Annotated in this window: 48 protein-coding genes; 26 read left to right on the top strand and 22 right to left on the bottom strand. The window is 40.8% G+C overall.

Annotated elements, in window-relative coordinates:
• Positions 1 to 29 precede the first annotated feature (29 nt).
• From QQS39_RS11705 to QQS39_RS11600, 22 genes are all read right to left on the bottom strand, one after another.
• Positions 30 to 236: a DUF4060 family protein gene (locus tag QQS39_RS11705; RefSeq protein ID WP_103004601.1), complete on the bottom strand. Its 207-nt coding sequence runs from the start codon at positions 234 to 236 to the stop codon at positions 30 to 32.
• A 7-nt stretch (positions 237 to 243) separates the two neighbouring features.
• Positions 244 to 789: a phage N-6-adenine-methyltransferase gene (locus QQS39_RS11700; RefSeq protein ID WP_285804595.1), complete on the bottom strand. Its 546-nt coding sequence runs from the start codon at positions 787 to 789 to the stop codon at positions 244 to 246.
• Positions 779 to 1,114: a phage protein NinX family protein gene (locus QQS39_RS11695; protein WP_285804594.1), complete on the bottom strand. Its 336-nt coding sequence runs from the start codon at positions 1,112 to 1,114 to the stop codon at positions 779 to 781. Before QQS39_RS11695 ends, QQS39_RS11700 begins: the two co-directional genes overlap by 11 nt.
• Complete coding sequence (locus tag QQS39_RS11690; RefSeq protein WP_285804593.1) at positions 1,107 to 1,283, bottom strand: hypothetical protein; 177 nt, start codon at positions 1,281 to 1,283, stop codon at positions 1,107 to 1,109. Before QQS39_RS11690 ends, QQS39_RS11695 begins: the two co-directional genes overlap by 8 nt.
• 153 nt (positions 1,284 to 1,436) lie before the next feature.
• Positions 1,437 to 1,598 (bottom strand): hypothetical protein, encoded by a 162-nt coding sequence (locus QQS39_RS11685; protein WP_285804592.1) that lies wholly within the window; start codon positions 1,596 to 1,598, stop codon positions 1,437 to 1,439.
• Positions 1,591 to 1,872: a phiTE_015 family protein gene (locus QQS39_RS11680; RefSeq protein ID WP_285804591.1), complete on the bottom strand. Its 282-nt coding sequence runs from the start codon at positions 1,870 to 1,872 to the stop codon at positions 1,591 to 1,593. The genes QQS39_RS11685 and QQS39_RS11680 overlap by 8 nt, the downstream gene beginning before the upstream one ends.
• A complete protein-coding gene (locus tag QQS39_RS11675) occupies positions 1,872 to 2,045 on the bottom strand; it encodes a hypothetical protein (protein ID WP_285804590.1) in 174 nt (57 codons plus the stop codon). Before QQS39_RS11675 ends, QQS39_RS11680 begins: the two co-directional genes overlap by 1 nt.
• Positions 2,045 to 2,578, bottom strand: a complete 534-nt coding sequence (locus tag QQS39_RS11670; RefSeq protein WP_285804589.1) for a phiTE_072 family protein — start codon at positions 2,576 to 2,578, stop codon at positions 2,045 to 2,047. Before QQS39_RS11670 ends, QQS39_RS11675 begins: the two co-directional genes overlap by 1 nt.
• Positions 2,579 to 2,588: 10 nt before the next feature.
• Complete coding sequence (locus QQS39_RS11665; protein WP_255297097.1) at positions 2,589 to 2,762, bottom strand: DUF7167 family protein; 174 nt, start codon at positions 2,760 to 2,762, stop codon at positions 2,589 to 2,591.
• A gap of 34 nt (positions 2,763 to 2,796) precedes the next feature.
• Complete coding sequence (locus tag QQS39_RS11660; protein WP_285804588.1) at positions 2,797 to 3,135, bottom strand: hypothetical protein; 339 nt, start codon at positions 3,133 to 3,135, stop codon at positions 2,797 to 2,799.
• 31 nt (positions 3,136 to 3,166) lie between these two features.
• Positions 3,167 to 3,502: a nucleoside triphosphate pyrophosphohydrolase family protein gene (locus QQS39_RS11655; RefSeq protein WP_008915996.1), complete on the bottom strand. Its 336-nt coding sequence runs from the start codon at positions 3,500 to 3,502 to the stop codon at positions 3,167 to 3,169.
• A 67-nt stretch (positions 3,503 to 3,569) separates the two neighbouring features.
• Complete coding sequence (gene recT / locus QQS39_RS11650) at positions 3,570 to 4,391, bottom strand: recombination protein RecT (protein ID WP_285804587.1); 822 nt, start codon at positions 4,389 to 4,391, stop codon at positions 3,570 to 3,572.
• A complete protein-coding gene (locus tag QQS39_RS11645; protein ID WP_285804586.1) occupies positions 4,384 to 5,202 on the bottom strand; it encodes a PD-(D/E)XK nuclease-like domain-containing protein in 819 nt (272 codons plus the stop codon). The genes recT and QQS39_RS11645 overlap by 8 nt, the downstream gene beginning before the upstream one ends.
• Positions 5,199 to 5,453, bottom strand: coding sequence for a hypothetical protein (locus QQS39_RS11640; RefSeq protein ID WP_285804585.1), 255 nt, complete (start codon positions 5,451 to 5,453; stop codon positions 5,199 to 5,201). The genes QQS39_RS11645 and QQS39_RS11640 overlap by 4 nt, the downstream gene beginning before the upstream one ends.
• Positions 5,450 to 5,602 carry a hypothetical protein gene (locus QQS39_RS11635; RefSeq protein ID WP_285804584.1) on the bottom strand — a complete coding sequence of 51 codons (153 nt, stop codon included), beginning with the start codon at positions 5,600 to 5,602 and terminating at the stop codon, positions 5,450 to 5,452. Before QQS39_RS11635 ends, QQS39_RS11640 begins: the two co-directional genes overlap by 4 nt.
• Positions 5,603 to 5,720: 118 nt before the next feature.
• On the bottom strand, positions 5,721 to 5,876 hold the full coding sequence (locus QQS39_RS11630) for a hypothetical protein (RefSeq protein WP_171455270.1): 156 nt from the start codon (positions 5,874 to 5,876) through the stop codon (positions 5,721 to 5,723).
• A gap of 53 nt (positions 5,877 to 5,929) precedes the next feature.
• Positions 5,930 to 6,088 carry a hypothetical protein gene (locus QQS39_RS11625; protein WP_285804583.1) on the bottom strand — a complete coding sequence of 53 codons (159 nt, stop codon included), beginning with the start codon at positions 6,086 to 6,088 and terminating at the stop codon, positions 5,930 to 5,932.
• A gap of 40 nt (positions 6,089 to 6,128) precedes the next feature.
• Entirely contained in the window at positions 6,129 to 6,329 is a 201-nt protein-coding gene (locus tag QQS39_RS11620; RefSeq protein WP_285804582.1) for a hypothetical protein, read from the bottom strand.
• Between the two features lie 16 nt (positions 6,330 to 6,345).
• The gene (locus QQS39_RS11615; protein WP_285804581.1) at positions 6,346 to 6,534 is read right to left on the bottom strand and encodes a hypothetical protein; all 189 of its coding nucleotides are present in this window, start codon (positions 6,532 to 6,534) and stop codon (positions 6,346 to 6,348) included.
• A 521-nt stretch (positions 6,535 to 7,055) separates the two neighbouring features.
• A complete protein-coding gene (locus tag QQS39_RS11610; RefSeq protein WP_087802161.1) occupies positions 7,056 to 7,331 on the bottom strand; it encodes a hypothetical protein in 276 nt (91 codons plus the stop codon).
• A 395-nt stretch (positions 7,332 to 7,726) separates the two neighbouring features.
• The gene (locus QQS39_RS11605) at positions 7,727 to 8,032 is read right to left on the bottom strand and encodes a hypothetical protein (protein ID WP_285804580.1); all 306 of its coding nucleotides are present in this window, start codon (positions 8,030 to 8,032) and stop codon (positions 7,727 to 7,729) included.
• Between the two features lie 30 nt (positions 8,033 to 8,062).
• On the bottom strand, positions 8,063 to 8,764 hold the full coding sequence (locus QQS39_RS11600) for an XRE family transcriptional regulator (protein ID WP_099660665.1): 702 nt from the start codon (positions 8,762 to 8,764) through the stop codon (positions 8,063 to 8,065).
• A 107-nt stretch (positions 8,765 to 8,871) separates the two neighbouring features.
• Between QQS39_RS11600 and QQS39_RS11595 the strand changes: the two genes are divergently transcribed.
• From QQS39_RS11595 to QQS39_RS11480, 26 genes are all read left to right on the top strand, one after another.
• Positions 8,872 to 9,057: a Cro/CI family transcriptional regulator gene (locus tag QQS39_RS11595; protein WP_099660666.1), complete on the top strand. Its 186-nt coding sequence runs from the start codon at positions 8,872 to 8,874 to the stop codon at positions 9,055 to 9,057.
• Positions 9,058 to 9,191: 134 nt separating this feature from the next.
• The gene (locus tag QQS39_RS11590) at positions 9,192 to 9,533 is read left to right on the top strand and encodes a CII family transcriptional regulator (protein ID WP_036935825.1); all 342 of its coding nucleotides are present in this window, start codon (positions 9,192 to 9,194) and stop codon (positions 9,531 to 9,533) included.
• Positions 9,534 to 9,860: 327 nt separating this feature from the next.
• Positions 9,861 to 10,697 carry a DNA replication protein gene (locus tag QQS39_RS11585; protein WP_285804579.1) on the top strand — a complete coding sequence of 279 codons (837 nt, stop codon included), beginning with the start codon at positions 9,861 to 9,863 and terminating at the stop codon, positions 10,695 to 10,697.
• The gene (locus QQS39_RS11580; RefSeq protein ID WP_285804578.1) at positions 10,684 to 12,081 is read left to right on the top strand and encodes a DnaB-like helicase C-terminal domain-containing protein; all 1,398 of its coding nucleotides are present in this window, start codon (positions 10,684 to 10,686) and stop codon (positions 12,079 to 12,081) included. The genes QQS39_RS11585 and QQS39_RS11580 overlap by 14 nt, the downstream gene beginning before the upstream one ends.
• Positions 12,082 to 12,691: 610 nt before the next feature.
• Positions 12,692 to 12,871 (top strand): DUF7167 family protein, encoded by a 180-nt coding sequence (locus QQS39_RS11575; protein WP_202611569.1) that lies wholly within the window; start codon positions 12,692 to 12,694, stop codon positions 12,869 to 12,871.
• A gap of 16 nt (positions 12,872 to 12,887) precedes the next feature.
• Complete coding sequence (locus tag QQS39_RS11570) at positions 12,888 to 13,331, top strand: YbcN family protein (RefSeq protein ID WP_285804577.1); 444 nt, start codon at positions 12,888 to 12,890, stop codon at positions 13,329 to 13,331.
• Positions 13,328 to 13,687, top strand: a complete 360-nt coding sequence (locus QQS39_RS11565) for a hypothetical protein (protein WP_285804576.1) — start codon at positions 13,328 to 13,330, stop codon at positions 13,685 to 13,687. Before QQS39_RS11570 ends, QQS39_RS11565 begins: the two co-directional genes overlap by 4 nt.
• A complete protein-coding gene (locus QQS39_RS11560; RefSeq protein WP_285804575.1) occupies positions 13,684 to 13,908 on the top strand; it encodes a DUF3310 domain-containing protein in 225 nt (74 codons plus the stop codon). Before QQS39_RS11565 ends, QQS39_RS11560 begins: the two co-directional genes overlap by 4 nt.
• Complete coding sequence (locus QQS39_RS11555; protein WP_259694431.1) at positions 13,905 to 14,027, top strand: hypothetical protein; 123 nt, start codon at positions 13,905 to 13,907, stop codon at positions 14,025 to 14,027. Before QQS39_RS11560 ends, QQS39_RS11555 begins: the two co-directional genes overlap by 4 nt.
• 2 nt (positions 14,028 to 14,029) lie before the next feature.
• Positions 14,030 to 14,479 (top strand): hypothetical protein, encoded by a 450-nt coding sequence (locus QQS39_RS11550; protein ID WP_285804574.1) that lies wholly within the window; start codon positions 14,030 to 14,032, stop codon positions 14,477 to 14,479.
• Positions 14,457 to 14,606, top strand: coding sequence for a protein NinF (locus tag QQS39_RS18765; RefSeq protein ID WP_490249868.1), 150 nt, complete (start codon positions 14,457 to 14,459; stop codon positions 14,604 to 14,606). Before QQS39_RS11550 ends, QQS39_RS18765 begins: the two co-directional genes overlap by 23 nt.
• Positions 14,572 to 14,862 (top strand): DUF1364 domain-containing protein, encoded by a 291-nt coding sequence (locus tag QQS39_RS11545; RefSeq protein WP_285804573.1) that lies wholly within the window; start codon positions 14,572 to 14,574, stop codon positions 14,860 to 14,862. The genes QQS39_RS18765 and QQS39_RS11545 overlap by 35 nt, the downstream gene beginning before the upstream one ends.
• Complete coding sequence (locus QQS39_RS11540; RefSeq protein ID WP_285804572.1) at positions 14,859 to 15,224, top strand: RusA family crossover junction endodeoxyribonuclease; 366 nt, start codon at positions 14,859 to 14,861, stop codon at positions 15,222 to 15,224. Before QQS39_RS11545 ends, QQS39_RS11540 begins: the two co-directional genes overlap by 4 nt.
• Positions 15,214 to 15,405: a hypothetical protein gene (locus QQS39_RS11535; protein ID WP_285804571.1), complete on the top strand. Its 192-nt coding sequence runs from the start codon at positions 15,214 to 15,216 to the stop codon at positions 15,403 to 15,405. Before QQS39_RS11540 ends, QQS39_RS11535 begins: the two co-directional genes overlap by 11 nt.
• Positions 15,402 to 16,157, top strand: coding sequence for an antitermination protein (locus QQS39_RS11530; RefSeq protein ID WP_285804570.1), 756 nt, complete (start codon positions 15,402 to 15,404; stop codon positions 16,155 to 16,157). Before QQS39_RS11535 ends, QQS39_RS11530 begins: the two co-directional genes overlap by 4 nt.
• A 482-nt stretch (positions 16,158 to 16,639) precedes the next feature.
• On the top strand, positions 16,640 to 16,957 hold the full coding sequence (locus QQS39_RS11525) for a phage holin, lambda family (RefSeq protein ID WP_109409565.1): 318 nt from the start codon (positions 16,640 to 16,642) through the stop codon (positions 16,955 to 16,957).
• The gene (locus QQS39_RS11520) at positions 16,950 to 17,342 is read left to right on the top strand and encodes a M15 family metallopeptidase (protein ID WP_285804569.1); all 393 of its coding nucleotides are present in this window, start codon (positions 16,950 to 16,952) and stop codon (positions 17,340 to 17,342) included. Before QQS39_RS11525 ends, QQS39_RS11520 begins: the two co-directional genes overlap by 8 nt.
• Positions 17,339 to 17,719: a DUF2570 family protein gene (locus tag QQS39_RS11515; protein ID WP_285804568.1), complete on the top strand. Its 381-nt coding sequence runs from the start codon at positions 17,339 to 17,341 to the stop codon at positions 17,717 to 17,719. The genes QQS39_RS11520 and QQS39_RS11515 overlap by 4 nt, the downstream gene beginning before the upstream one ends.
• A complete protein-coding gene (gene lysC, locus QQS39_RS18730) occupies positions 17,607 to 17,864 on the top strand; it encodes an Rz1-like lysis system protein LysC (protein ID WP_432711541.1) in 258 nt (85 codons plus the stop codon). The genes QQS39_RS11515 and lysC overlap by 113 nt, the downstream gene beginning before the upstream one ends.
• Positions 17,861 to 18,025, top strand: coding sequence for a hypothetical protein (locus QQS39_RS11510; protein WP_265821352.1), 165 nt, complete (start codon positions 17,861 to 17,863; stop codon positions 18,023 to 18,025). The genes lysC and QQS39_RS11510 overlap by 4 nt, the downstream gene beginning before the upstream one ends.
• Positions 18,026 to 18,167: 142 nt before the next feature.
• Positions 18,168 to 18,428 carry a DUF2560 family protein gene (locus QQS39_RS11505; protein WP_285805896.1) on the top strand — a complete coding sequence of 87 codons (261 nt, stop codon included), beginning with the start codon at positions 18,168 to 18,170 and terminating at the stop codon, positions 18,426 to 18,428.
• A 54-nt stretch (positions 18,429 to 18,482) separates the two neighbouring features.
• Positions 18,483 to 18,974 (top strand): DNA-packaging protein, encoded by a 492-nt coding sequence (locus tag QQS39_RS11500; RefSeq protein WP_285804567.1) that lies wholly within the window; start codon positions 18,483 to 18,485, stop codon positions 18,972 to 18,974.
• The gene (locus QQS39_RS11495; protein WP_490249863.1) at positions 18,949 to 20,445 is read left to right on the top strand and encodes a terminase large subunit domain-containing protein; all 1,497 of its coding nucleotides are present in this window, start codon (positions 18,949 to 18,951) and stop codon (positions 20,443 to 20,445) included. The genes QQS39_RS11500 and QQS39_RS11495 overlap by 26 nt, the downstream gene beginning before the upstream one ends.
• Before the next feature lie 2 nt (positions 20,446 to 20,447).
• A complete protein-coding gene (locus QQS39_RS11490; RefSeq protein ID WP_285804566.1) occupies positions 20,448 to 22,538 on the top strand; it encodes a portal protein in 2,091 nt (696 codons plus the stop codon).
• Positions 22,539 to 22,552: 14 nt separating this feature from the next.
• Positions 22,553 to 23,467, top strand: a complete 915-nt coding sequence (locus QQS39_RS11485) for a scaffolding protein (protein WP_285804565.1) — start codon at positions 22,553 to 22,555, stop codon at positions 23,465 to 23,467.
• The gene (locus QQS39_RS11480) at positions 23,467 to 24,750 is read left to right on the top strand and encodes a P22 phage major capsid protein family protein (protein WP_285804564.1); all 1,284 of its coding nucleotides are present in this window, start codon (positions 23,467 to 23,469) and stop codon (positions 24,748 to 24,750) included. Before QQS39_RS11485 ends, QQS39_RS11480 begins: the two co-directional genes overlap by 1 nt.
• The last annotated feature ends 22 nt before the right edge of the window (positions 24,751 to 24,772 follow it).

The raw sequence follows: 24,772 nt of genomic DNA, 5'->3' as shown, positions 1-24,772 counted from the left end.
CCTTCGTGCGTTTTCCATTGCTTGTGTGTTCATAGTCTTTGCCTTTTATTACGCAAAGTGACCATATATGATTTACGACAGTTTTCTATTTCGACTGGGTAGATATTCTTTCCTATCTTTATTTTGTGGCTAACGATTATTCCAGTTCGATTATATTTCTTTTTATGGGCTTCCAATGCCTCATTAATAGCAATCCTTTCTATGGGCGTGACTTCACCGCGAATTATTAACCTCATAATTCACCTATGCTATTTTCCATTCATTTAATATTTTATTTCCGATATTAATTAATTCATCTCTATCGACAGTATTAATTATCTTTCTTGGTTTTATATATGGTCGCCATATTAAAAGCATTGAGCCTTTATTGTTTCCATTGACGGGTTTGTTTGTTCCTGCATTAATAAAAGATATTCTTCCTCCTATAATTAATCTCACTTCATCAACTGTTTCTAATGCAGAATTAAACCAACCAACAGAAGTATCAACAGGAATTAACATCACGATAGGCTGTAATTGCTTTTTACATTGTTCGGCGGCTTTATTAATCCAAGGCTGAATTTCACTGTAAGGAGGATTTAAGAATATCGCTCCGTAACTTTTCCAGTCGCAATTTAACGAGTCGTCTTTTTCGGTGAGGTAATGAGTGCAAAGGTGGTTATTTTTATCGGCAGCGGCATCTAAATAGAAACCGAATTCAGCGTCCAGTGCTGTGAATAAAGGTAGGGGAGTTTGCCATCTATCACGCAATTCCTTTGGTGTGTGGCTACCTCCGTAGTCAGCCTTCATTCTCCTCACCCTTCATAATCAAAAAGCACATCATAGCTGCGCGATAATAGTTTTTATCGTAAACCTCAAGTTCACCTTTGCTTTCACAAATATGACTCGCAGACCAGCCAACGATATTACCAATAAAATTCATTCCTATTTTATTCTCAATAATAATAGGCATTGCATCGGCTGGGTTATTGCATGGGTTAAACTCAATCCATTTAGCTCCATCTCCATAGAAAACTTTATTGCTATGCAAGTCTGTGTCTTCATGTTCTATTTTCGCAGCAACAAATACGCGCTTGTTAATTTCTAAGTCAGATAGTTCGGTGTATTTATTCATTATCAGCCTCTAGTATTTCGTTGATAGTATTTCTGATGTCAATTAAGTCTTGTTTTGTAACTTCCACATTCAAAGATGGAGTATTTAAAACAAACCAATCTTTCATTGTTGGTTCTATTTCAATTGAATCTCTATAATATTCTAGTCCAGCATAATACTTATCTTTCATTCAATACCTCTCCACAAACAACTTCAATATTCCTCACTGACATTAAATATTCAGCACGTTTATTGCATTCCGATTGCGTATATATATCTTCCGTTACAGGTACAGCAGAACCCTGTATTAGCATGAGTAATACATATCCGATTATTTGCATGGTTATTTAATCTTATATGTGTGGGCTACTTTGAATTTAGAATTTAAATTATTGGCTATTTTTACTGCATCTGAATATGAAATAAATCCTTTTTCAATCATATTCCCATTTAATAAAATAACTGGTTTGCCGTTAATTAGTTCGGCTTTGTATTTGTCATTCATTTTTTATTTTCACCCCGTTGCTGATTAATATATCTCTGCACATATTAAGACCTGTATTTATACCATCTTCATATGAGTAAAATTTAGGTTGATGTTTATATGGCAATTCAATCTCCAAGCTCTCGCGCGATGCTTGCCAGCTAATCCACATTAAATCTACATATTGGTCAGCGTAATTTAATCCGTTATTTGCTGTTTCAAATTTATTATTTATTTCCTCATCATCCATGTGAAACTTAATAAACTCTTCAAATTGCTGCCTTGATTTATCCATCACTCCACCTTATTCAATATATCAAACCCTAACTTTGTTAATGTCCAGCCAATGATTGTTTGTCTAATTAACCCTTTTTTCTCAAAAGATTTAAGCGTTCTACCATCAATTCCAGCGCCAAACTTATCTCTCACAATATCTAGCGTTTTAGCTTGCTTATCTGTTAATTTCATCACACCACCTTTATTTGCTTTAATGCCTCACGAACAGCGTTTAATCGTGATTCCATTCTTAGATATTCAGGGTTAGGAATAGAAGGCCAATCGTTATACCAAGCATCATCACCAAACAAACCAAGCAACTCACTTCCTATATAGCAATTGCAACAATCACTCTTAACATCATCGGATGATTCGATTAAATCCCAATACTCCCTTGCTTCGTATTGGTCTATTTCACCATCTTTGCGCAGCTCGATAACTTGTTTTTTAGCGTATTCAGCATTTGCATCGTTATCAGCGTCCATCTCATAGATTAAATTAGAATCTAACTTACCTATCCAGTAGTGATTATTGATACGCTGAATGAATTCAACTAGTGAGCTACCCATAGAACCCCAAAAACAAGACCAAGAACAACCGCTTTCGCTAATTGTGACACGACCATTTTGATTATCGCCGTAGTCTTCAAGGTAAACATGAATGGGGTCGTGACGTTCTACACCCGTTATCACTAATTTAGTCACTTTAGATTGTTCAACTTTCATCACTCTACCTTTAGCCTTCTGTCTTCACATACCAATCAACAAGATTATCAATTGCAGTATTGATATATTCTGATTGCTCTTCTTCGGTTAATTTATCCCATTCATCCTCAGTAATACCCAGACCACACTCAGAGTCAGAGCCAACCTTGTTTGTCCTTGCAACTAAAACCATCTGCTTACTCATATTCATTCCTCTTATTGCTTCCCTGCGAGTTAAATTAAGCTGTCCGTAGCTTTTCAAGTTCGGTGTAATGTTTGCGGATTAATTCTATTGCTTCTGCAAAGCTAATTTCGCCTTCCATCTGCTTATCAAACCAAGTTTGAACATCTTCTGAATTGCCGTCGCTATCTTTCAGGTCGCCAAAAATATCAACCTCAGAATCCCATTCCAAAGCACCATATAGCCAATCGGTAGCTTCTTTTGCTTTGCCTTTGCTAATTAAAAATGCAGCTATTTGAACGGTGTTAGCAAAGCGATTTAAAATGCAGACGGTAGCATTACCCATTGCCGCTCTATCCATAATGCTACTTATTTCTTCTTTGAGCTTATCTGCCATATCTATCTCCTGTCGCACCCCGCGAGTTAAATTAGAATTGTTTTCCGCCTTCCTTTGCGCGGTTTTCACGTTGATGATCTGCACGATGTTTGTTGTATTCGAGCTTTTCAGTAATTGCACTTTCAATGTCGTAGCCGAAAGCATGCGCATAATCCAAAATGCGAATAACAGCATCAGCAAGTTCAACCTCTGCCATTTTTCGATGTGGTAAGTGATCGTCCATTAAATCCTTACGTTCGCCCTCCATTGCCTCACTGATTTCTGAGTGAATAAGGCAGAGCAGCGTTCCTTTTTCGCGCGGGTTATCCCACCATCCAGCATCTTTATTTTGCTGATGGATTTGTTGCTGTAGTTGCTTAATGCTCATATCTATCTCCTGTTTGCATCCTTGCACTGAGTAATGGTTATATCCTTTGGTTAAACGGGTAGGGTGGTTAGGCGCTTTGGCTAACTTCTTCAAACTCACCTTCAAATACAGATGAGTTTTCCTGATCGACATTAGCCTCTGCCTTTTCATCTAAAATGACCGCCTTCTGCATTTCAATAGAGACGGGTAGGTATTTAAATAAACGACGGATAACGGTTTTCTTCGCCATTTCCTCCCAATAATCCTTCCATGGGCCATTTTCTCCCGCCTTGCTTGATGCTCTTACTTTTTCAATCTGACTGCGCGTCATGACTTCAAATTGAACGCCACCATCTTTTAATCTAGCCACAGCGTAAACGTGAGTAATAGGGGATTCTTCATCTTCACCAGGAACATGAGTCAGACTTTCATTAAGACCATACTCAAAGTGGAAGTTGTCACCTTGTCTTACTGTTCTCGCTGAAATACTGATTATTTGATTTGAGCGACGAGCTAAATCAATCATTCCTCGATAACCAATAATTAGCTGAACATCCATACCAGCAAATTCCCATTTACCAGTCTGTTGGTTCTTTTTGTTCTTTTTGAATGGAAGTAGGTAAGCATGACCTAGCGCATTGCCTGGCTCTAACCCTAATTGCGAACACTGAACAACTGCGCCAATAAAACTTTGTTGACTACATCCGGCTAACTCTGGATTTTTTCGTATTTCAGTGGTTACGATGCGGATCATCCTGTCAGCAGTCATATGTCTTGGTAGTGCGGCGGCCAATTGATTTTTCATTGCCGGCTTATTGATAAATGCAACCAGTGATTGCTCTGGTGTTACCTCTGCTGGCGTTTGTTTTGTTTTCTGTAAGTCAGCTTGAGCTAATGGTGGGTTACTCATTCCTTAATTCCTTAGCCCAATAGGGCAGTGATAATGTGCGTATGCCTGCCCATTCGTCCGTTTTCAGGCATTCTGCATACGTTCTTAAATTTTGTTTGTAGGTTGTTCGACCAATATCTTTCGCTTGCTGGTCTAAATTGAAAACTCTAACGGGGTATCTACCGCAGTCGATAGTCGTGCTAACAACGAGAAAGACAAAAACAGGGAATTCGCCTGTTAATGATTTATATCCATCAGAATAAAAAGAGTCCTGTACGTGGTACCGATATTCGTACATGGAGCGGTCAAATCGTTGAATGTCAGCGGAACTTTTTACATCAACAATCCAGTGGTGCTCTTGAATGAGTTTATCTGGTCTACAACGACAAAGAATGTCCGTATCTTCATCATTCCAATAAATGCTGCTTTCAGCCACTCCGTTAGCTTCCAAACACCATCTTGCGATAGGGTGAGCCATTGCACTATCTCTCATGAGCATCAACTTCCTGTTATCGTCATGAGTAATTGGCGTGATACCTTCCCGCTCACACATATCAAGGAATTCCTTTTCCTCTTGCTTCCCTACATTGGTTCTTCGGTTTACATCGGGACCTATCTTGTACCGCTTATTGTATTCATCTGGCTCTAACAAAAGACAGTGGATAGCAGTCCCGAAATCCAATGCCTTTATTTTTTCTTCATCAACAGGAGCTTCCTTGCTCCAAATATATTCGGCTGGCATTTCACTTATTAAATCCAACTGAGATTTACTGATTCCTAATCCATGGTGATAGTCCTCATTTGAAATGTCGTAATGGATACCGGGTTTCATCCTAAAACCTCTTTATCTATACCAATCTGTATTGCTGTTTTAATTCCATCTAAAACTGCATCCAGTGCTTGAGGGCTAATTTCAAATACCGGATTTAACTTCCTTGCTAAATCCATGCACAGTAGTTCTTCTGGTAGGCTATCCATAACCTCATCAACTGATATTTTCTCTTCCTGAGAATCAATAAACGCCTGTTTTTCCATTTGGCGTTCGTACCAGTCGTTTCTGAGTCCGTAGGTGTTGGTAATCACGCAACCCTCCTTAGCTTAGAAACTCGCAATACCCTGTTAATAAAGGCTTCCTTACCTACCGCATTGATAGTCCGTTCAAGCGATTCATCGTCAAAATCGAGTGCATATTCCATTGCCTCAACTGGGTCGATTTCCGTTAACTTAGCCAACTCACTGAAACTTCCTGTCTCAATACTAAGCTTGCTACTTTCGTCAAATTCCATGACTGTTTTGCCGTCTGCTACCCAAGTTCCGTTCGAGTAGCTGTATGAAATTTGCATAATCACCTCAGCTTACAAATGTCGGTATTACGCCAACGGTTGTCACAATGACCACAGCTAAACTGAATAACCACGGGCTTGTACGTTTATTCTTACGTGCTTGAGGCGTAGTGATACGCACCGCCATGCAATCACGCATAGTGATGTAATATTCTGATTTCATTTTTACCTCGCTAGGTGAGCGATAGGGTGGTTATCTGGTATTGGTGCGGAGGGTTACTGCTGAGGTATTTCTTTGATGTCTAATTCTGTGATATTGGCTTTAGCTCCAATTACAGCCCATAGATAAATGTGCTCTGCACAATCGCCTTCATTCTCTGCTTCAATATCTTTTTCCCAAGGCTTACCATTCCATTTGCAAGTTACTTTGAACATTGGCATGCCATACTCCCTCCGTTATTAACTAAATACGATGCTAGTCTTCAACTTCATTCCATACACACCAAGCGCACTCTCCATCTGCTTCAATAACGCCAGTGTGACCGCAGTTTTCGCAAGTGACTTTGTCACCATCATAAAACCAATTATCGCTACCTTTTTCAGTTTCCACCGTTGCTTGTTCTGCATCGCATTTATCGCAACATCCAAGGAATGTTACATTTTTAAAAGTTTTCATACCTATCTCCTATCTATTAATCACCAAGCCATTCAAGATGTTGCAATTCCTGAATAACTCGTTCGCCTGTTGGCTCTCTGTTCTCTTTATTACATTCCTTGCAATTGGTTGCTGCTACTGGTTGACCCATGCAGCCACATTCACGACCGGAGCAACAGGTAATAAATTCAATGCCATCTTGGCAATATTTGTTGCTACATTTCATTGCAGCTCCTATCTATTAATCAACTCACCACAGCCCACTAGGTAATAAGCTCTGGTTAGTTGCCCATATATCGTCATGGGCTAACGCTATTCAAGCCATGAATAGGATCCTGGCATAATATTTATTTTTCTCTCAGTTTAGATTTGAACACTTACATAAATCCTCCGATTCAAACGGTGCTTAGTAAATATGGCGAGACCGATTTATCGCCTTTGGTTTATTGGTCTAAAAAAGTTATCTCACCACAGCCCACAGAATGGACCTGATGCATGATTTAATTTGCCCGTGGTGGAACTCGCCATGTCTACATAGGGTGGAAGCTATCTGCCTTTGTTGCTAGCCTTCCAGATACGCATAGTCGTGCTTCGTGCGCGGTTCCCTATATTTCCTTTGTCAACTATCCACTTTATTCGCCGTCCTGACTTAACTTGAGCTAAAACTAAATAATGCTAAAGATGCTATGCTTGTAATTTAAATCAGCCGTTGCACTCAGGCGTGGTCCACATAATCTCTATTCATCTTTACCCCCTCGCCGTAACCCCGAACTCACTGCTCGGCTGTTTTGTTTTGACTCCTGAAAATACCGCTACATTAGGTAAGCAACAGTTATCTCCACTTGGATAATGCTTTGTTGGTTTGAGAGAGAGAACAGGGCGTTCTGGTTTCTCAACGCCAAATATTGAATCCCAAATTTCTTCCACTGAGCGACTTCTCATAGCTATCTTTCGAGCCAAAAACTCACCTTGCTTTCTGCGTCTGCGAATTTTTGAGTTCTCTTTAAAAGTTATTGTTGCCATATTTGTCTCCTAAGTGATCTTTGGTGATTGGTGGTAGCGCACTTATCTACCATTCACGATTAACGGGGCGATAACCAATCCCAAAAACCACTCAGTGGTTGCTCTAAAAATTTATTCTGAGCGTTCCTAATTGTAAAAGAGCGAACATCCTGTTTGTTTATCTATGGCTCCTTGCCTTCGATGTGATTAACTATACAAGCATTGCTTTATTAAAACAAGTATAACTTGTGTTTAAACTTGAGTTAATCTTTATTTAAACAATAAATGCTTGTTTTTATTTGTGTTATTTTTTGTAAAAATTTTAAATTTTTTATTCTTTTGGCAGGTTTTGTGATTTGCGGACATAAAAAATCCCTCATTAAAGAGGGATCTATGATGGGATAAATGAGAGGTTGTTAGTTTTTGCTTGATGTTATCTCTGCGAAATCCAGTAGTGCTTTCTGACAATCACTGGACATATCAATTAAGGTGCTGTTTTTCTTTCTTGCCTCATTGCTCATGAATTTATCTATAAACTCATCCCCATTTGGCACATTATTTTCTTGCTGAAATTTATATAAAGAAGAGTAAGTGTTGCACTCAGATGTTTTCATGATTGTAGTTAGCAATTTGAAGTCATCTTCATTGGTGAGATCAATATTATTAGTAGCGTGTGCAGATATTGAAGCAACCGTAATTAGCAATAAAGCTATATTTTTCATTTAGCTACCACCTGATAATTAAATAAATTTCTATCCATGAAATTTGTATTTTATAGATTGGCTAACTAAAACTTTGGCGTGAATGTAGAGACCATTGATGCTGTCTTCTTCCAAATACCAAGTTTCATATCTTGCGTTATCAGATATAACAGCCAGCCTCTTATATTGCTTTTGAAGCCTTTTTATATATAGCTGATTATCTAAAACAAAGACATAAATTCCATCACCATCAAAAAAGTTAGTGGTGATATCTACGAATATTTGATCTCTAGGCTCAAATGTTCCAGCCATAGAGTCGCCTTTAACAGTGATCATCTTGATTGTGGATGCAGATCTACCACCAAACAGTCTTTTTGCTTCATCCGCTGAATACTCAATAGCTGTTATTGTTTCAATGAAATCATCAAGAACCATCACACCAGGCCCTGCACTAGCTTGGATATCCAGCATCTCCACCTTGTAGTTATTTTTATCTGAAATTTCACCATCTTGCTTTATTTGAATACTACTGACTTTGTTTTTTTCATCAATGTCAGTTATTCCGAATAATAACCAATTGGTATCAACTTCAAGTATTTCAGCAATTTTAATAACTCTGTTTTTTCTTGGCTCAGTACTGGTCTCCCACTGCTGTACTGATTGTGGTGAGACACCTACCAACTCAGCTAACTCAGCTTGGGTCATGTTTTTTGCAAGTCTAGCTTGCTTGATTCTTTCGCGCATAGTTTTCATTCGCTCAATATACAAGTTGCACTTTTATTTTTCCAACAAGCAATACTTGCTTAAGTAAAGTAATTCTTGTATTCTTCTTGTTGTTAATCAGTTAAAGGAATATCTTTATGAATGCATTGGAAACAACAATTAAAAAAGCAGGTGGAATTCCAGCTTTAGCTAAGAAGCTAAAGATTAGCGATCAAGCCATTAGACAATGGGAGCACAAAGGACGTATTCCTCCTGCAAGATACGCTCAAATCAACGAACTATTCGGAATACCATTTGAGCATTTAGTAAAAGATAAAAATTAGCTTCACTCGCTCTTTAACATCACTAACCCGCTCAGAGTAAATTCTCAGAGCAAACAATCCGATCATATGGAATGAGCCACGGATCATTACTGCTGTTCCCAATATGGGAAGTAATCTAAGAAGGAATTTAACAAATGGAACTATCAAACGAACGCAAATTTCGAGAAATCGAATCAAAAATCATGAAAGGGATACTTGTTACTGGCGCTAGAGAAGTAGCGAAAAGAACGGGTATTCACGAATCACAAATATCTCGCTGGCAATCTCAACAATCTAAAACGCAATTAAGCTTCATACAACGTTGTGCAAGGCTTTTAGTTGCTATTGGGTATGAGACACCAGATGACACAGTGATATTGCAAGGTGATGAGGCTAGAGCATTAATTCAGATGCTTGAACATGTCAAAGCACCAAAAAGAAAAACCTCAACCACTGCGAATGGTGAGGCTTCTCAACAAATGGACTTAACCATTTAGACTAATAAATACACTGTATCAATAACCAGTAATTACGACAAGGGGAATTTAGGTTTCTCTTGTCTGATACAGCTTAGGAATAAGGGAATTATACCATGAAACAACGATTTAATCATAGTGCTGTGCATAAAAACAACGCTAGAGTTCGTGAATATCGTCTAGTTACTCAGAATGGTGTTAAGTGCCTAAGAGAAATACTTGAGGATGCAAAAATACGCACTGAACATCGTCAACAGGTACTAGGAGGTAAGAGTGATGAGTAATGTGTCTTATGCACTACAAGAGCGAATAAAACAGCCTGTCATATCGGGTAAGGGGTTCGCATTCATGCACCGTAAAATTATGGAGTGTGATTTTTACAAGAAAGACTCAGAAGCCGTGCATTTATGGTTGCACTTAATTATGACCGCAAGCCATCAGGCTGAAACGATTGATACTGATGTTGGTCAGATAGTCATTGGTAGAGGGCAGATGATGAGGAGCAGACCGGTTCTTACAAAAGAGACCGGTATACAAGACAATAAAATCAGATCGCTTTTAAGGAGTTTTTCCAACAAAGGAATGATTTCAGTAGAGGCTAAAAGTAATAAAATTAGCATCATTACAGTGCTGAAATACGACGAATATCAAGGTAAAAATTGTCCGGAAGATGTCCGAAGATTGTCCGGAGCAAACGCAGATACATCAAGGGCTGAAGGTGGCATGTGTCCGGAAGATGTCCGAGGGTTGTCCTTATACAATAATAATACTAATACTACATCTAAAGATGTAGTTGGTGAACTTTCTGACGAAAGTCACGATACCCAGCAATCAAAAATTAACTCTAAAAAATCACCACCAGTACCCTACCAAGCAATTATCGATGCTTATCACGAAATACTTCCTGAAATGGCAAGAATACAAGTCGTGAGAGGAAACAGAAAAAACAAGATCCGCTCCTTCTGGCAAAAGTGTAATTCAGAGTACATGAGTAAGCACAATAAACCGTTCACACTGGAAAACTGGAAAGGTTATCTAAGTTACATTTCTGCAAATTGCCGTTGGATGACTGAAAGCCGTCCGAATGGTAGAGGTGGATTCTGGAGAGCAAAAAATTTGGATTATTTAATTACTGATGAATGTTACACATCCGTCAAGGAGGACAGAGCTAATGATCGTAAATAATTTTAATCAAGTTCCACAAAGCACCGAAGCCGAGCAAAGTGTTATTGGTTCCATCCTGATTGATCCTCAAAGCGATAAATCTCAAACAGTTCTAAGTCACTTATCACCAGATGCATTCTACCAACGTACTCACAGAGAGATATTCAAAGTGATGCGTGAAATGAATAATTCTGGTCAGCCAATAGACCTGATCACAATAACCAATCGCCTTGAAGAAATGGGAACTCTGAAAGAGCTTGGTGGATTTGCTTATCTTGCAGAAATTAATCACGGCACACCATCAGCCGCAAATATTCTTGCATACGCTAAAACTATTCGAGAAAAAAGCGCAGAACGCCAGATGATTGAGAGGACGGCAGAAATTCAACGCATGTTCATGGAGCCAAGCACGCAATCTCTGGAAGAAAAAATTGAAATTGCACAAGTGATGCTAGGTCAAGTTGCTGAAGCTAGTAAGTCAGGAAAAAGTACAGGGTTAGTTAATATCAGTGATGTTATTGATGACTGGTTTAACGAAACTGAAAGCAGAATAAACAACCCTGAACGATACGCAGGGCTTAAAACAGGCATTCAGTCATTTGATGAGATGCTGGCACCAAAAGGCATCGTCGGTGGTTCACTATTTGTTATTGGCGCTCGTCCTAAAATGGGTAAAACGACTGTCTTGAGTGAAATGGCTAAGAACGTAGCTCGTGATGGAAAGCGTGTCGCATTGTTCACGATGGAGATGACCAACAAGCAAATCGTTGAACGAATGATTAGTCAAAAATCAAACGTTAACACTGATATTTTTTACGGTTCGGATAGCGATGAGTATGAATGGGCTTTAGTTGGTCAGGCAATCTCAGAGATGAAAGACAACCCAAACATTTGGCTAAACGATGCTCCAGCAATGACATTGGCACATATCCAGTCAGAAGCTAGAAAATTAAAGCGCAAGGTTGGAAAGATTGGATTTATTGGTGTCGATTACTTAACGCTGATGAAAGCTGGCAAGGCTGACCGTAATGATATCGCCTATGGTGAGATCACTAAAGGGTTAAAGATATTGGCAAAAGAACTGGATACCGTTGTTGTGCTACTTATCCAGCTTAACCGAAAGCTTGAAGATAGAGCCAACAAGCGACCTATGCCAAGTGATGGGCGAGATACAGGGCAAATTGAGCAGGACTGTGATTATTGGATGGCTGTACATCGTGAGTCTGTATTTGAAGAAAAGGCTGATCCCACTTTGACTGAGTTAATTTTACGCCTTAATCGTCATGGCAAGACAGGCACTGTATATGTCGAACAAAGAGGTTTAACGCTGTTCGATATTGATCAGATTCAAGGTGCTATGAGAGCAGAGCCTAAAAGAGAAAACATGCGTAAGAAGGATTTTTAGATGAAATGGAAAACGTTAAGAGGAGGCATCTAATGCAGGGAACTAATTGGACAGATAGAAAATGTCATTTCTGCGAATCAGAAAAATTGGAAATCATGCAGGTATTTCATAATACATTTGTTCGTTGCCGGAGATGCGGAGCAAGATGTCCGGTTGCAATTACTGATGAATCGGCAGTTACTTTGTGGTTAAAAGGTGGTCAGGATGCCACTCCCACCAATGCCAGAGGGTGAATGATGAGGTACTACAAACAATATCCAGTAACGCTTAAGCACTTTCTTCACAGGCCAGTTTGGGCGACAGTGGCAGGTTATGACTTTAATTTCATTGATTGCATGGCGTATACAGTTGCTGCATACGCGGAATACATGAAAACTCGTAATTGGTTATTTTGGCTAGATAGTGAAATTAGAGAGCTACCAATAACTATTTTGATGCTGTCTTTTATGTTGTTTATTGTGCTATCAACTCCATTTCTTTATCCACTTTACAGCGTAGCAACTTACATAAATTGTAAGCGTAGTAGGAAAGAAGAAATCACAGAAATTGTCGATTCGAACCTATCAAGGTGGCTACACGACTTTGAATAAATTGAACAGGAGAGCTAACAGTGAGTGATAAGCAAATGCATTTGTACGCCCATTTATATTGCTCTAATGCGCGAGGGGATACTGAGTTAGGCATAACAGAGTCAGAATGGGAGGCTATGAGCGAAGATGAGCAACAGGAAATTATAGGACAATACATGGCAAATATTGTTGATATGTGGGTAGCTCCAAAGGAAGATTAAAAAATAGGAGGTTAACTTGGAAGTAGATTTTCTCTTCCACGAATCAACCAAAAATACCGCATGGCAACACCTCAAAGAAGTTCTAGCAACAAACCAACCACACCGAATCATTATCAAGCCTTGGAAGTCAACACGCTCACTATCTCAGAATTCCACCTTTCATATGTGGTGCGGAGAGATAAGCAAATATCTGTGTAAGAACAACGCCAATTATACACCAGAAAACGTTAAGGAGATGCTTAAGCATACATTCCTAGGTTACGAGGTGGTCGATATGGTTGATGTTACTACACAGCTTACAGAGCGCGTAAGGACACTTCGAAAAACATCAAAACTTGATACAGGTGAAATGTTCCACTTCATGGAGCAGGTTGAACGCTGGGCGGTAGGTATAAATTGTTTCGTGACGATACCTGATAACTCTCAATATATGGAATTAAAAAGGAAACAAGAAGAATGAAACTTAAAAATATTTTAGATGCCATGCAGTGCGGGGCTAGCTGGTTATTTGGAATGTATCAGCGTCCATACCTTGAAGGGTGGGATGATTATCTAAATTACCTGATCGACGAATGCAGTATTGCTGATGAGCGTGATTGCGTAATCACATTTAATGATGGCGGTGAAAAAGTAGAGGTTTGGAAAGAAAATAAATACTACGCATATGGCAATCAACACAATGTTTCTGGTGGTGAGGCGTATGAGTTCAGGCCGTCATTCAGAACGATGATTAAGTTGTCAAACCTTGTTGATAGTCGAGAGCAAAATCGAGTGAATGTTTTCGCCTGTGAGTTGAAACAGAAGGTGAGAAAATGACAGACAACGTAAATAACCCACCACACTACGCATCTGGTGATATTGAATGCATAGATGCTATAAAAGCCAGCATGACCAAGGAAGCATTCTTGGGGTATCTCAAAGGGAATATACAAAAATACGTCTGGCGATACGAAAAGAAAATTAATCCAGTCCAAGATTTGAAAAAGGCACGCTGGTATATGGATCGGATGGTTAGTGAGATGGAGGCTGAAAAATGACGCCAGAAGAAAAGTTAAAGCAGTATGACGAGAAGTTAGAAGAAGCTCAGAAGTTGGTTCGATTTATCGAAGAAAGTCGCCGTGAGCATATTAACCGCCATAACTTAAACAGGAAGTGATCATGACTGAAGAACAATACAGGACTTATGCGCGAGTGATAGTGGTTGGTCGTGAATTTATCTCGTTTAATCACAACACTATTTCATCTGTTACAGGGTTAACACCCGCAAGAGTCGGAACTATTCTGAGAAAGTTACTTGCATTCCAGTGTGTAGAGCATGTTGAAAAAAAGAGTCGTAAACGCACTCGTCCAATCAATAACTACGCAGTAACAGACGATGCAATTACTAGACTGAGAAGCCAGTTTGAAAAAGAGCGTCTGGCTAACCTTCCACTCTTCCCAAAAGCAAAGAAAGTTGAAGCAAAGAAGCCTAGAAAAGTGCTGGATGATTTTATGTGTGGATTGTTATTTGTCGATAAGGCAAACACGGCAGGCATGGGTAATCCGATGTTGATGAAAATAGACTCGTTACTCAAAGGGGTTCGCAATGAACTGCGTGTCATGCAATAGACCACTAACAGATGATGAAATTTATGTGTGTGCTCAGTGTACTGATGAATACGCTCATTTGGAAGTGATGGATAAAATTAAAGGAGAGGGAGATGGCGAAATTACGCAAAGAAGCTCGAGGTCGTGAATGCCAAATTAGAATGCCGGGAGTGTGTAACGGTAACTCTGAAACTGTCGTCTTAGCTCATTATCGAATGTCTGGTATTTGCGGTACCAGAATAAAGCCTAATGATATTTTTGGCGCTTGGGCGTGTAGTGCTTGTCACGATGAATCGGATAGGCGCACTCACTATGTTGATGCTGAATACGCAAAGCAATGTCATTTAGAAGGTGTTATTCGCACTCAGGATATTCTCATCAAGGAGGGTAAGATTAAGGTATGAACGAGTATCACCTAAAATTGCCGTGGCCACCTAGCAATAATACGTATTGGCGACACTGTAGAGGACGGCATTACATCTCAACTAAAGGCACCAACTACCGAAAGCAAGTAACAGATTACATCAAGCAACATAACCTAGACGTCAAAACCACTTCCCGCATCAAAATAGTCATCACAGCAAATCCTCCAGATAAACGACAAAGAGACCTCGATAACTTGCCTAAAGCGGTTTTCGATTCGTTAACTCACGCTGAATTTTGGGGAGATGACAGCCAGATTGATGATATGCGGATCCGTCGAGGTGAAAAGGTTGATCATGGCTCATTAGATATCACGATATGGGAGATAGATGATGTTCACTGACTTAATCGCAGCTATTGAAGAAGCAAGATATTTAAAATCCAAATCAGGTGGTCGAGTTAACTTCTGTGTAATGCATATTATGAACTATATGGAAGTAGTCAGCGGGCTGATGGATGGTGTCAGGATTTTATATACAACCGCGAATGATGATTATCACACAGTATTACCGGAGGCGAGATGAATCTAGAAAGCGCTGTTAAATATCACTTCGCTAAAACCACATCAATATCAGATGCGCCTAGCTCAACATCGCCAGATAGATTAACCGGCACTGATGTCATGGGTGCTTTTGGATATTGTCAAAGTAAAGAGTCATTCGGCTTTTCTGCGTTCTCGGGAAAGATGGAGATAAGCCAGAATGACAAAGTGAAAGCGATACAACTTTTAACTCGGCATGCATTGAATCATTGCGATAAGGTTCCAGCCTTACGCAAGCTCGATATGAATGTTAAGCGAAAGGTAATGCAAATACTCGCAAAATTCGCTTATGCAGATTATTGCAGATCGGCATCAAGTGTTACTGAGTGCGTAAAGTGCAATGGATCAGGCTTTAAGATAAAGGCGGTTAAGGTTAAAAAAGTCTTTGGTAAAGAAATTCGCATTATTGATGACACCGAGTCATGCGCTTGTGATAAGTGTAACGGTAAAGGTTATGTTTCTTGTGCGTGCAATGACTGCAAAGGGCGTGGTATGGCAATAGACAAGGAAACACTAAGGTTAACTGGTGAGGCTGTCAGTATGCCTTGTAAGCGTTGCTCTGGTCGTGGCTATGAGCGAATACCTGCATCAAAGGCTTTTCAATCCGTATCTCATTTAGGAATTACGATTGATCAATGGAAGCGTTCAGTTAGTAAATTTTATGAGTCATTAGCGGTTGAGTGTGAAAAAGGAGAAAGTAACGCAGATTACATACTAAAAAAGGTAACAAATTAAAAACGAATACTTCTAACAAATGAATTGACTTTTGCACTTTCCTGTGTAAATATCGTTCTAACGATGGGTTATTGCCATTTCGTTAACGTTAAAAGAATTCAAGACCTCGCTACGGCGGGGTTTTTTGTTATCTGAACTCAGTCATTGGCTGGGTTAAAATTCAACCATCCGGAATTACCGGATAGTTCACATTTCAACCTGTCGGTCTGACCGACTAGTTCAAAATATCGTAGTAACACCATCCCAATAGGTAAATATTCTAATGGTCGCCATGAGTTTCCTTTTCCTATTCATAGATACGAACCTGTAAGTAATTCTTACAAGTTCACATGTTCGGTTATTCCGAACAACTCATTTTGAAGATCGCTTAGGCGGTCTTTTTTCGTATATGCCGACCACAGAATCAATCACAACACCTCACATTCATACAAGAGCTGTGAGTCGGCGTTCTATTAACTAATTCCTCCAGATAGGGGGTGAGTATGAATCATATGAAAGAAAACCCCGATTTATGGGCTCAAATGCTTAACCTCATCGTTATGAATAAAGAGCAAGGTATTAGTGCAATTCTAGCTGGCTCAATGGCAGTTCTTCGAGGTCGATACAATGGCGGTGGATGGGGTAAGACTCTTATTGACGGATTAATGTGCGCATTCTTCGCTTGGTTTGTAAAAGACCTATTAACTCTTCTTGGCATTAATCATGAGTTGGCATATCTAGCTAGCGTATTCATTGGTTATGTCGGTGTTGATGCGTTGAGTAAAATTATTAAAGGCAGAGCGGGGGTGAAAAGTGAGTAAGTTTAGATTAAGTAGACGTAGCGAAGAAAACCTCCGTGGCGTTCATCCTGATTTGGTTAAGGTAGTACATCGAGCATTAGAAATTACCGATATTGATTTTATGGTGATTGAAGGTAAGCGCAATGAAGCCAGACAACGACAGTTAGTTGCAAGTGGTAAAAGCCAAACGATGAACAGTCGTCACTTAACTGGCCACGCTGTTGATTGTGCTCCATTGGTAAATAATCAGATCCCTTGGAACGATTGGTCATACTTTAAAAAAGTCGCTGATGCCATGATGCTAGCGGCGAAAGAGCTAGGTGTCGATATTGAATGGGGCGGTAACTGGAAAACATTTAAAGATGGTCCTCATTTCCAATTAACCCATAAGGCATATCCAGCATGAGTAAATTAACACCTTGGGTTCCTGTGATTTTATGGGGCGCAATGTTGTTCTTTTCAGTGCTAGCCATGAAAGAAGTTGTTGACCTGAGTAAAAAAAACCAATCACTCACTGAGCAACTCTCACGGCAAAACTCAATCACAGAAAACGCCAACCGTACATTCAGGATTATCAACAATGTCTCATCACTTAATAGCGAAGAGCGGAATAGGTCAGCCGTGGATTCTGAAAAAGTTAAAACGGTTATCAAAACTGTTCTTATCAATAATGATTGTGCCAATACTGCTATTCCTAATGATGCTCTTATCAGGATGCACGACTATTCAGAAAGAATACGTGCCAGTGGAGCATATAGCGATACCAGCACACCTAACCGCTGATTGTCTACTGCCATACATACCCGAACAAATGACATGGGGAGAGTCGTTAATGTTAAACATCTCCCTGTTATCGGTTATTGAGCAATGTAATTCAGACAAGAAAGCAATACGGGAAATTGAACAGCAACGACAGGTGATAAAATGAATCAAAAAAACGAATCTGAATTCGACGCAGTAGTTAAACCACTAATGAAGTATCTTGCAGAAAACTATCATCCTCACGTTAAGGTTGTGGTAGATAGCTCCACCGCAGAACTCGTTGAGGTTCATAACTCAATTTCGACAGATGAATTTATCAAAGATTAATAACGAGCCTCGCAATAGCGGGGCTTTTTTATGGAGAAATATCATGGCAGTAGAGGGTTCAGATAATCCAGTTAAATTGAGGTGATCCTTCTTGCTGACGGGTAAGCCGTAAGTGACCAAAGTAACGTAGTGATACGTGATAATGGTTGCGATTAACTTCACACAGGAACATCAAATGACAGAAATTACAGCACAGAATCAAATGCGCTTAGAGCTATTACGGTTAGTTGGCAATGATACTGCAGCGGCTCAAGCAGCTATCGAGTTCGTAAAAGACGATGCTCTCAAGTTTGAGTTATTCAAAGACGCATACAAGACATGCCAGACAGAAGCTCAGTTTGTAGCGCGAGCACAGAAAGCGGCGCGTGATGCTCAACAAGCATTAGATTTATTTGCGCAGTAGTTAATTACACAGCTCATTTACGAGTGGGCTGGATAATTGATTAAAGGGGGATATATGGCTGCACCAAAAGGAAATAGATTCTGGGAGGCTAGAAGTAGTCACGGAAGAAAGCCCATATTCGAATCGCCTGATGATTTATGGAGTGCCTGCTGTGAATACTTTGAATGGGTTGAAGAGAATCCACTGTATGAAACTAAGGCGTTTGCATTCCAAGGGTTAGTGACTAAAGAGAAGTTGCCTAAAATGCGAGCTATGACGCTATCAGGGCTTTGCTTGTTTATCGATATACACGAAGACACATGGCGACTATATCGCGCTAAGGAAGATTTTATCGAGGTCACTACGCGAGCTGAGAAAGTTATCTACGATCAGAAGTTCTCAGGCGCAGCCGCTGACTTACTGAATGCAAATATTATTGCTCGTGATTTAGGTCTCAAAGACAGACAAGAGGTCGAGGATGTAACTCCAGATAAGGGAGACCGTGACAAGCGACGCTCTCGAATTAAGGAGTTATTCAACCGTGGAAAATCTGGATCAGATACTTGATAACTTGAATGACGATGAGCAGTTCGAGTTGCTTGAGTTATTGGAAGAGGAAGAAGAGTACAGAAAAACGCATCGTTTATTTGAATACTCTCCCTATAGCAAACAAAGAGAATTTATTGATGCTGGTAGTGATTACTTCGAGCGCTGCTTCATGGCTGGTAACCAGTTGGGTAAGTCATATACAGGTGGCGCCGAGGTTGCATTCCACTTAACCGGAAGATATCCGGGCACTAAAGGCTATCCCGAAGATGGTGCATGGAAAGGTGAATGGAAAGGTAAGCGGTTCCTTGAGCCTAATGTATGGTGGGTTGGTGGTGAAACTAACGAAACAGTAACCAAAACAACTCAGCGTATATTGTGCGGTCGAGTGGAGGAAGCAGGCGAGATAGGTTACGGCTCAATTCCAAAAGAAGATGTTATTAGTTGGAAAAAATCACCGTTTTACCCAAATCTTGTAGATCACATACTTATCCGACACCGCAATGCTGAAGGCGTGGAAGATGGAATGTCAATCTGCTACTTCAAACCTTACTCTCAAGGGCGCGCTAGATGGCAGGGTGACACAATACATGGCGTGTGGTTCGATGAAGAGCCGCCATATTCAATCTATTCTGAAGGCTTAACTCGTACCAATAAATACGGTCAGTTTTCCATTCTAACATTCACCCCGCTAATGGGTATGTCTACGGTAGTAGAGAAGTTTCTCAAGAATCCATCCAAGGCTCAGAAGGTAGTCAACATGACTATTTATGACGCTGATCACTACACCGAAGAAGAGAAAGAGCGAATTGTCGCTTCATATCCAGAGCATGAAAGAGAAGCGCGTGCTCGTGGTATCCCAACAATGGGTAGTGGCAGGATTTACCAAATACCTGAAGAGTCTATTAAGTGTCAGCCTTTCGAATGTCCTGAGCACTTTTACATTATCGATGGTCAGGATTTCGGCTGGAATCACCCACAGGCTCATATCCAGTTATGGTGGGATAAAGATGAGGATGTTTTTTATCTTGCTAGAGTGTGGAAGAAGTCTGAAAACACAGCGGTTCAGGCTTGGGGCGCTGTTAAATCATGGGCTAATAAAATCCCAGTAGCGTGGCCTCATGATGGTCATCAGCATGAAAAGGGCGGCGGTGAGCAGCTAAAAACTCAGTATGCAGATGCTGGTTTCTTGATGTTGAAGGAGCATGCAACATTTGCAGAGGGTGGCAACTCAGTTGAGTCAGGCATTAATGAGTTACGTGATCTGATGCTTGATAACCGATTCCGTGTATTTAACACCTGCGAGCCATTCTTTGAAGAGTTCAGGCTATATCACCGTGATGAAAACGGGAAGATAGTCAAAACAAACGACGACGTGCTTGATGCTGTTCGCTATGCCTACATGATGCGCCGCTTTGCTAAGCAGTTACGTGATATCAACAAGAAAAAAGAAAAGAAAATTCCCGCACCGATTAGGCCGATTAGGAGATAACAATGGTCGATAGAAACGAGCGGCTTGAGAAAATACTTCGCAAAATCGACCTCGACTACTCTGCGTCTGAAAATGCCAGAACGGAGGCGAGAAACGATTTATTCTTTAGTCGCGTTAGTCAGTGGGATGATTGGCTTGAAAGCTACGTCACATTGCAATACCGAGGTCAGTTTGATGTAGTTCGTCCAATGGTTCGCAAGCTCGTTGCTGAGATGCGTAAGAATCCTATTGAGGTTCAGTATCGACCGAAGGATAACGCACCATCCGATGCCGCTGATATTCTCATGGGCATGTATCGAACTGACATGAGAAACAACAGCTCAAAGATTGCCGTTAACGTGGCGGTAAGAGAGCAAATCGAATGTGGTTACGGTACTTGGCGGCTCGTTACTGAATATGAGGACGATAACCCAACCAGTAATAACCAGATTATCCGACGTGTTCCAATGCATGAGTCTTGCACTCACGTTATCTGGGATTGTAACGCCAAGGCAATGGATAAGTCGGACGCTAAGAATTGCACCATCATTCACGCAATGAATGTTAATGGGTGGGAGTCTTTCGCTGAGCAGTACGGGTTAGATTCTGACATTCAACCATCTTTCCAGTCACCTAATAACGACTTACTTTTCACTTGGTCAAATGGAAAGACAATTCATATTGCTGAGTATTACGAGGTAGAGGAAAAGAAAGAGTTAGTATTTGTCTATCGTGATCCGCTAACTAATGACCTTCAAACGTATTCAGCAAAGGAAGCGAAAGAAAAGATTGATGAGCTGGCTGATGCTGGTTATGAAAAAGTAGGCGAGCGTAAAGTTAAAAAGCGCAGAGTCTATAAATTAATCATCACCAGCACAGGTATTCTGAAAGATAGAATGCCGATAGCTGGCGAGCATATTCCAATTGTTCCTGTGTATGGTGAGTGGTCATTCTTTGATGATAACGAGCTATACGAAGGTGTGGTTAGGTTATCAAAGGATGCTCAACGACTACGTAACTTTATCTTATCCAAGTCTGCTGACACCGCAGCTAAGTCACCTAAGAAGAAACCATTCTTTTATCCTGAGCAGATAGCAGGGTATGAGCACATGTTTAGTGGTGAGGATGACTACCCCTACTATCTACTCAACCGCACTGATGAGAATAATGTCGATCTTCCTCCTTCACCTGTTGCGTACATGGAGAATGCCGAGGTTTCACAAGCTGACGCATTACTTCTGGAAGTGGCAACGGAGGCTGCCAAGTCAACTGCTCGTGTCGGTGTTGATACTGATGCGGCTAATGGGCAAGTGGCGTTCGATACCGTTAATCAACTAAATAGTCGCATCGACCTAGAAACGTATGTGTTTCAGGATAACTTAGCTATTGCAATGCGCCGTGATGGTGAAATTTACGCATCAATCGCGGCTGAGATATACGACACCAATAGAACAGTAACAACAACTGCAGAGGATGGTGGGGAGAATCAGATTGAGCTAATGCAGGAAGAATTAGATTTCCGCAAAGGTGAAATGATTGTTCGCAATGATATCCGAGGCAAGTACGAAACATTTACTGATGTAGGACCATCTTTCCAATCGCAAAAAGATGCTGCTAGAGCTGAGATAGGCGAGCTTATCACCAAGGTTCCACCTGAGCACCCTATCTGGAATGTCATGATGCTGACATATGCAAACATGATGGAAGGTAAAGGCGTTGAATACATCAGAGATTACGCCAACAAGGAATTGATTGTTAATGGCTTGAAGAAACCAGAGACCGAGGAAGAGCAACAATGGTTGATGGAGGCTCAGCAAGCAGCACAAAGCAATCAAGATCCAATGATGGTGGCAGCACAAGCCGAGCAGAAGAAAGCGGAAGCCGAACTGGTTAACGCACAAAATCGCATGGCTGAAACACAAATCAAAGCATTTACCGCTCAGAATAATGCACTTGAATCACAGGCTAATACTACTTTGACCTTAGCTAAGGCTGAGGACTTGAAGCAAGGCGCAGTGATGCAAGCAATTAAACTTCTGAACGAGGTTGCACAACAGCAACAACAAAATATTCCTACCGACAATAACGTCGAGAAAAATCCTCAAACCATGTAAGAGAGTTAAATATCATGAGCACAACCACCGAAATTCAGAATAAATCTGAAGAATTAATCCTGTCTGGCGATCAGGCGGCGGCATCCGCAGATGGCTCAGTTATCGATAATGCCAACGGTAACACAGGACAAGAAGAAGGCTTCGATATTGTACTGAAAGACGATGAGAGTACACAGGAGGGAAAGCCCAATAACAACGCTGTTCAAGCGGCAAAGCGTATCGCTCGCAAGCGCCAGAAAGAAATAGAACAGCAGGTTAAAGCTATTGAAAACGGCGAGCTTCCAGAACACTTGCGCGTGAATCCTGAACTTCCTGCAATGCCAAAATTAGATGATTATTTGTCTGATGAGGCATTAGGCAAGTATGACTACGACACTCACAAGGCAAACGCAGCATTCCAAGCCGATTTATTGCAGTGGCAAAACAAAGCCTTGGATGCAAGAAGTAAAGCGGTAGCAGATCAGGGTCGTAGAACTCAGGAATATACACAGCAAGGTCAACAAGTAGCTAATGCAATCAAGGCGCACTATGATGCGGCTGAGAAGCTAAACCTGCCTGATTATCAGGAAAAAGAAGATTCTGCATTGCAAGTATTACCGCAAGGTGTCTATGAAGCAATTGCTCAAAACTTCCCAGATAAATCAGCCGCAATCATTTATTACTTGGGCGCAAACCCAGAAAAAGCCAAAGATTTATTTAGCAAAAACCCAGTCCAAACAACTATTGAGCTAACTAGATTAGCTGATCGTTTAACTCTCAAGCCTCGCGGATCGCAACGTTCATCTGCGCCTCCTGCTGACGAACCTATTAGTGGTGATGTTACAGCGGCAAATGTCGCGGCATTACAAAAGCAAATGGATGATGCAGCAAGTAAAGGTGATGTACAAAAGTACCGCGCTATCAAGGCTAAATTACAAGGAATAAAATAATGGCTTTAAATGAAGGTCAAATCATCACCTATATGGTGGATGAAGTAGTAAACACTATCGAAAATAACTGCCCGATGGCTCAGCGTGTAGGTAAATACACGCCTCCAGCTGGTGAAATGCAACGCTCTCAAAATACATTCTGGATGCCAGTAGAGCAAGAAGCTCCAACACAGCCTGGCTGGGATTTAACCAAAAAAGAAACAAGTATCTTGGAGCTTTCTGTTAAATGTAACATGGGCGTTCCTGATAATGATTTCTTTGGTCTACGCGCTGATGATGTTCGCGATGAAACATCTTTACGCCGCCGCATCCGAGCTTCAGGTTTAAAATTAGCAAACAACGTGGAAACGTCTATTGCTAAACAGGCGGCTGATACCGCATCTCTGGTTATTGCTGATGCTGGCGATCTGTCAAATGGCGCAGATTCTTGGGGTTTTGTATCTCTGGCCGAATCTCTTATCTTCTCTCGTGAGTTAAACCGCAATGAAGGTTTGAGTTACTTCTTTAACCCTGGCGATTACCTAAAAGCTGGTTATAACCTGGTGGGTAAAGATTTATATGGACGCATTCAAGAGGAAGCATACAAATCAGGAACCATTCAAAAGCAAATTGCAGGTTTTGAAAATGTTCTTCGCTCGCCTAAGCTTCCAACTCTAACCGCTGGAACAGCAACTGGTGTTACTGTCGATGGTGCTCAGAAGTTTAAGCCTGAAGCATGGAAGGAAGATGTTGATGGTAACCGCGAGAACGTTGATAACCGCACAGCAGTAGTTAAAGTTAGCGATGGTTCTGCATTTAAGCGCGGCGACAAGATCAGTTTTGCCGGTGTTAAGTTTATCTCACAGATGGCAAAAGATTTACTCACTCAGGACGCAACGTTTGCAGTTGTTGGTGTTGATGGTAATAACATCACTATCATGCCGAAACCTATCGCTCTGGATGATACAGCCCTGAAACCGGAAGAGCGTGCATATGCCAACGTTAACACCTCACTGGCGGCAGGGGCTGCAATCAGTGTCATTAACGTGAAAACTGCCAAGACTAATATCTTCTGGGCTGATGATTCAATCACTCTTCTGTCACAGCCGATCCCTCTCAATCATTCGCTGTTCAGTGGAATGAAAACTGAGTCATTCAGCATCCCATCTGTCGGGCTAAATGGCGTTGTTGCATATCAGGGTGATATCTCAACACTGGAAGGTAAATGTCGTATTGCGGTTTGGTATTCTGCATGTACCAAACGACCTGAAGCAGTTGGTGTTGGTCTGACAGGTCAAAAATAAACCATCGCTGTTATTCGGGAGC

Origin of the sequence: Proteus appendicitidis (assembly GCF_030271835.1) — a bacterium.
Lineage (GTDB): Bacteria > Pseudomonadota > Gammaproteobacteria > Enterobacterales > Enterobacteriaceae > Proteus > Proteus appendicitidis.
Note: the sequence above shows the minus strand (reverse complement) of the source record. Positions and strands in the feature narration are given on the sequence as shown.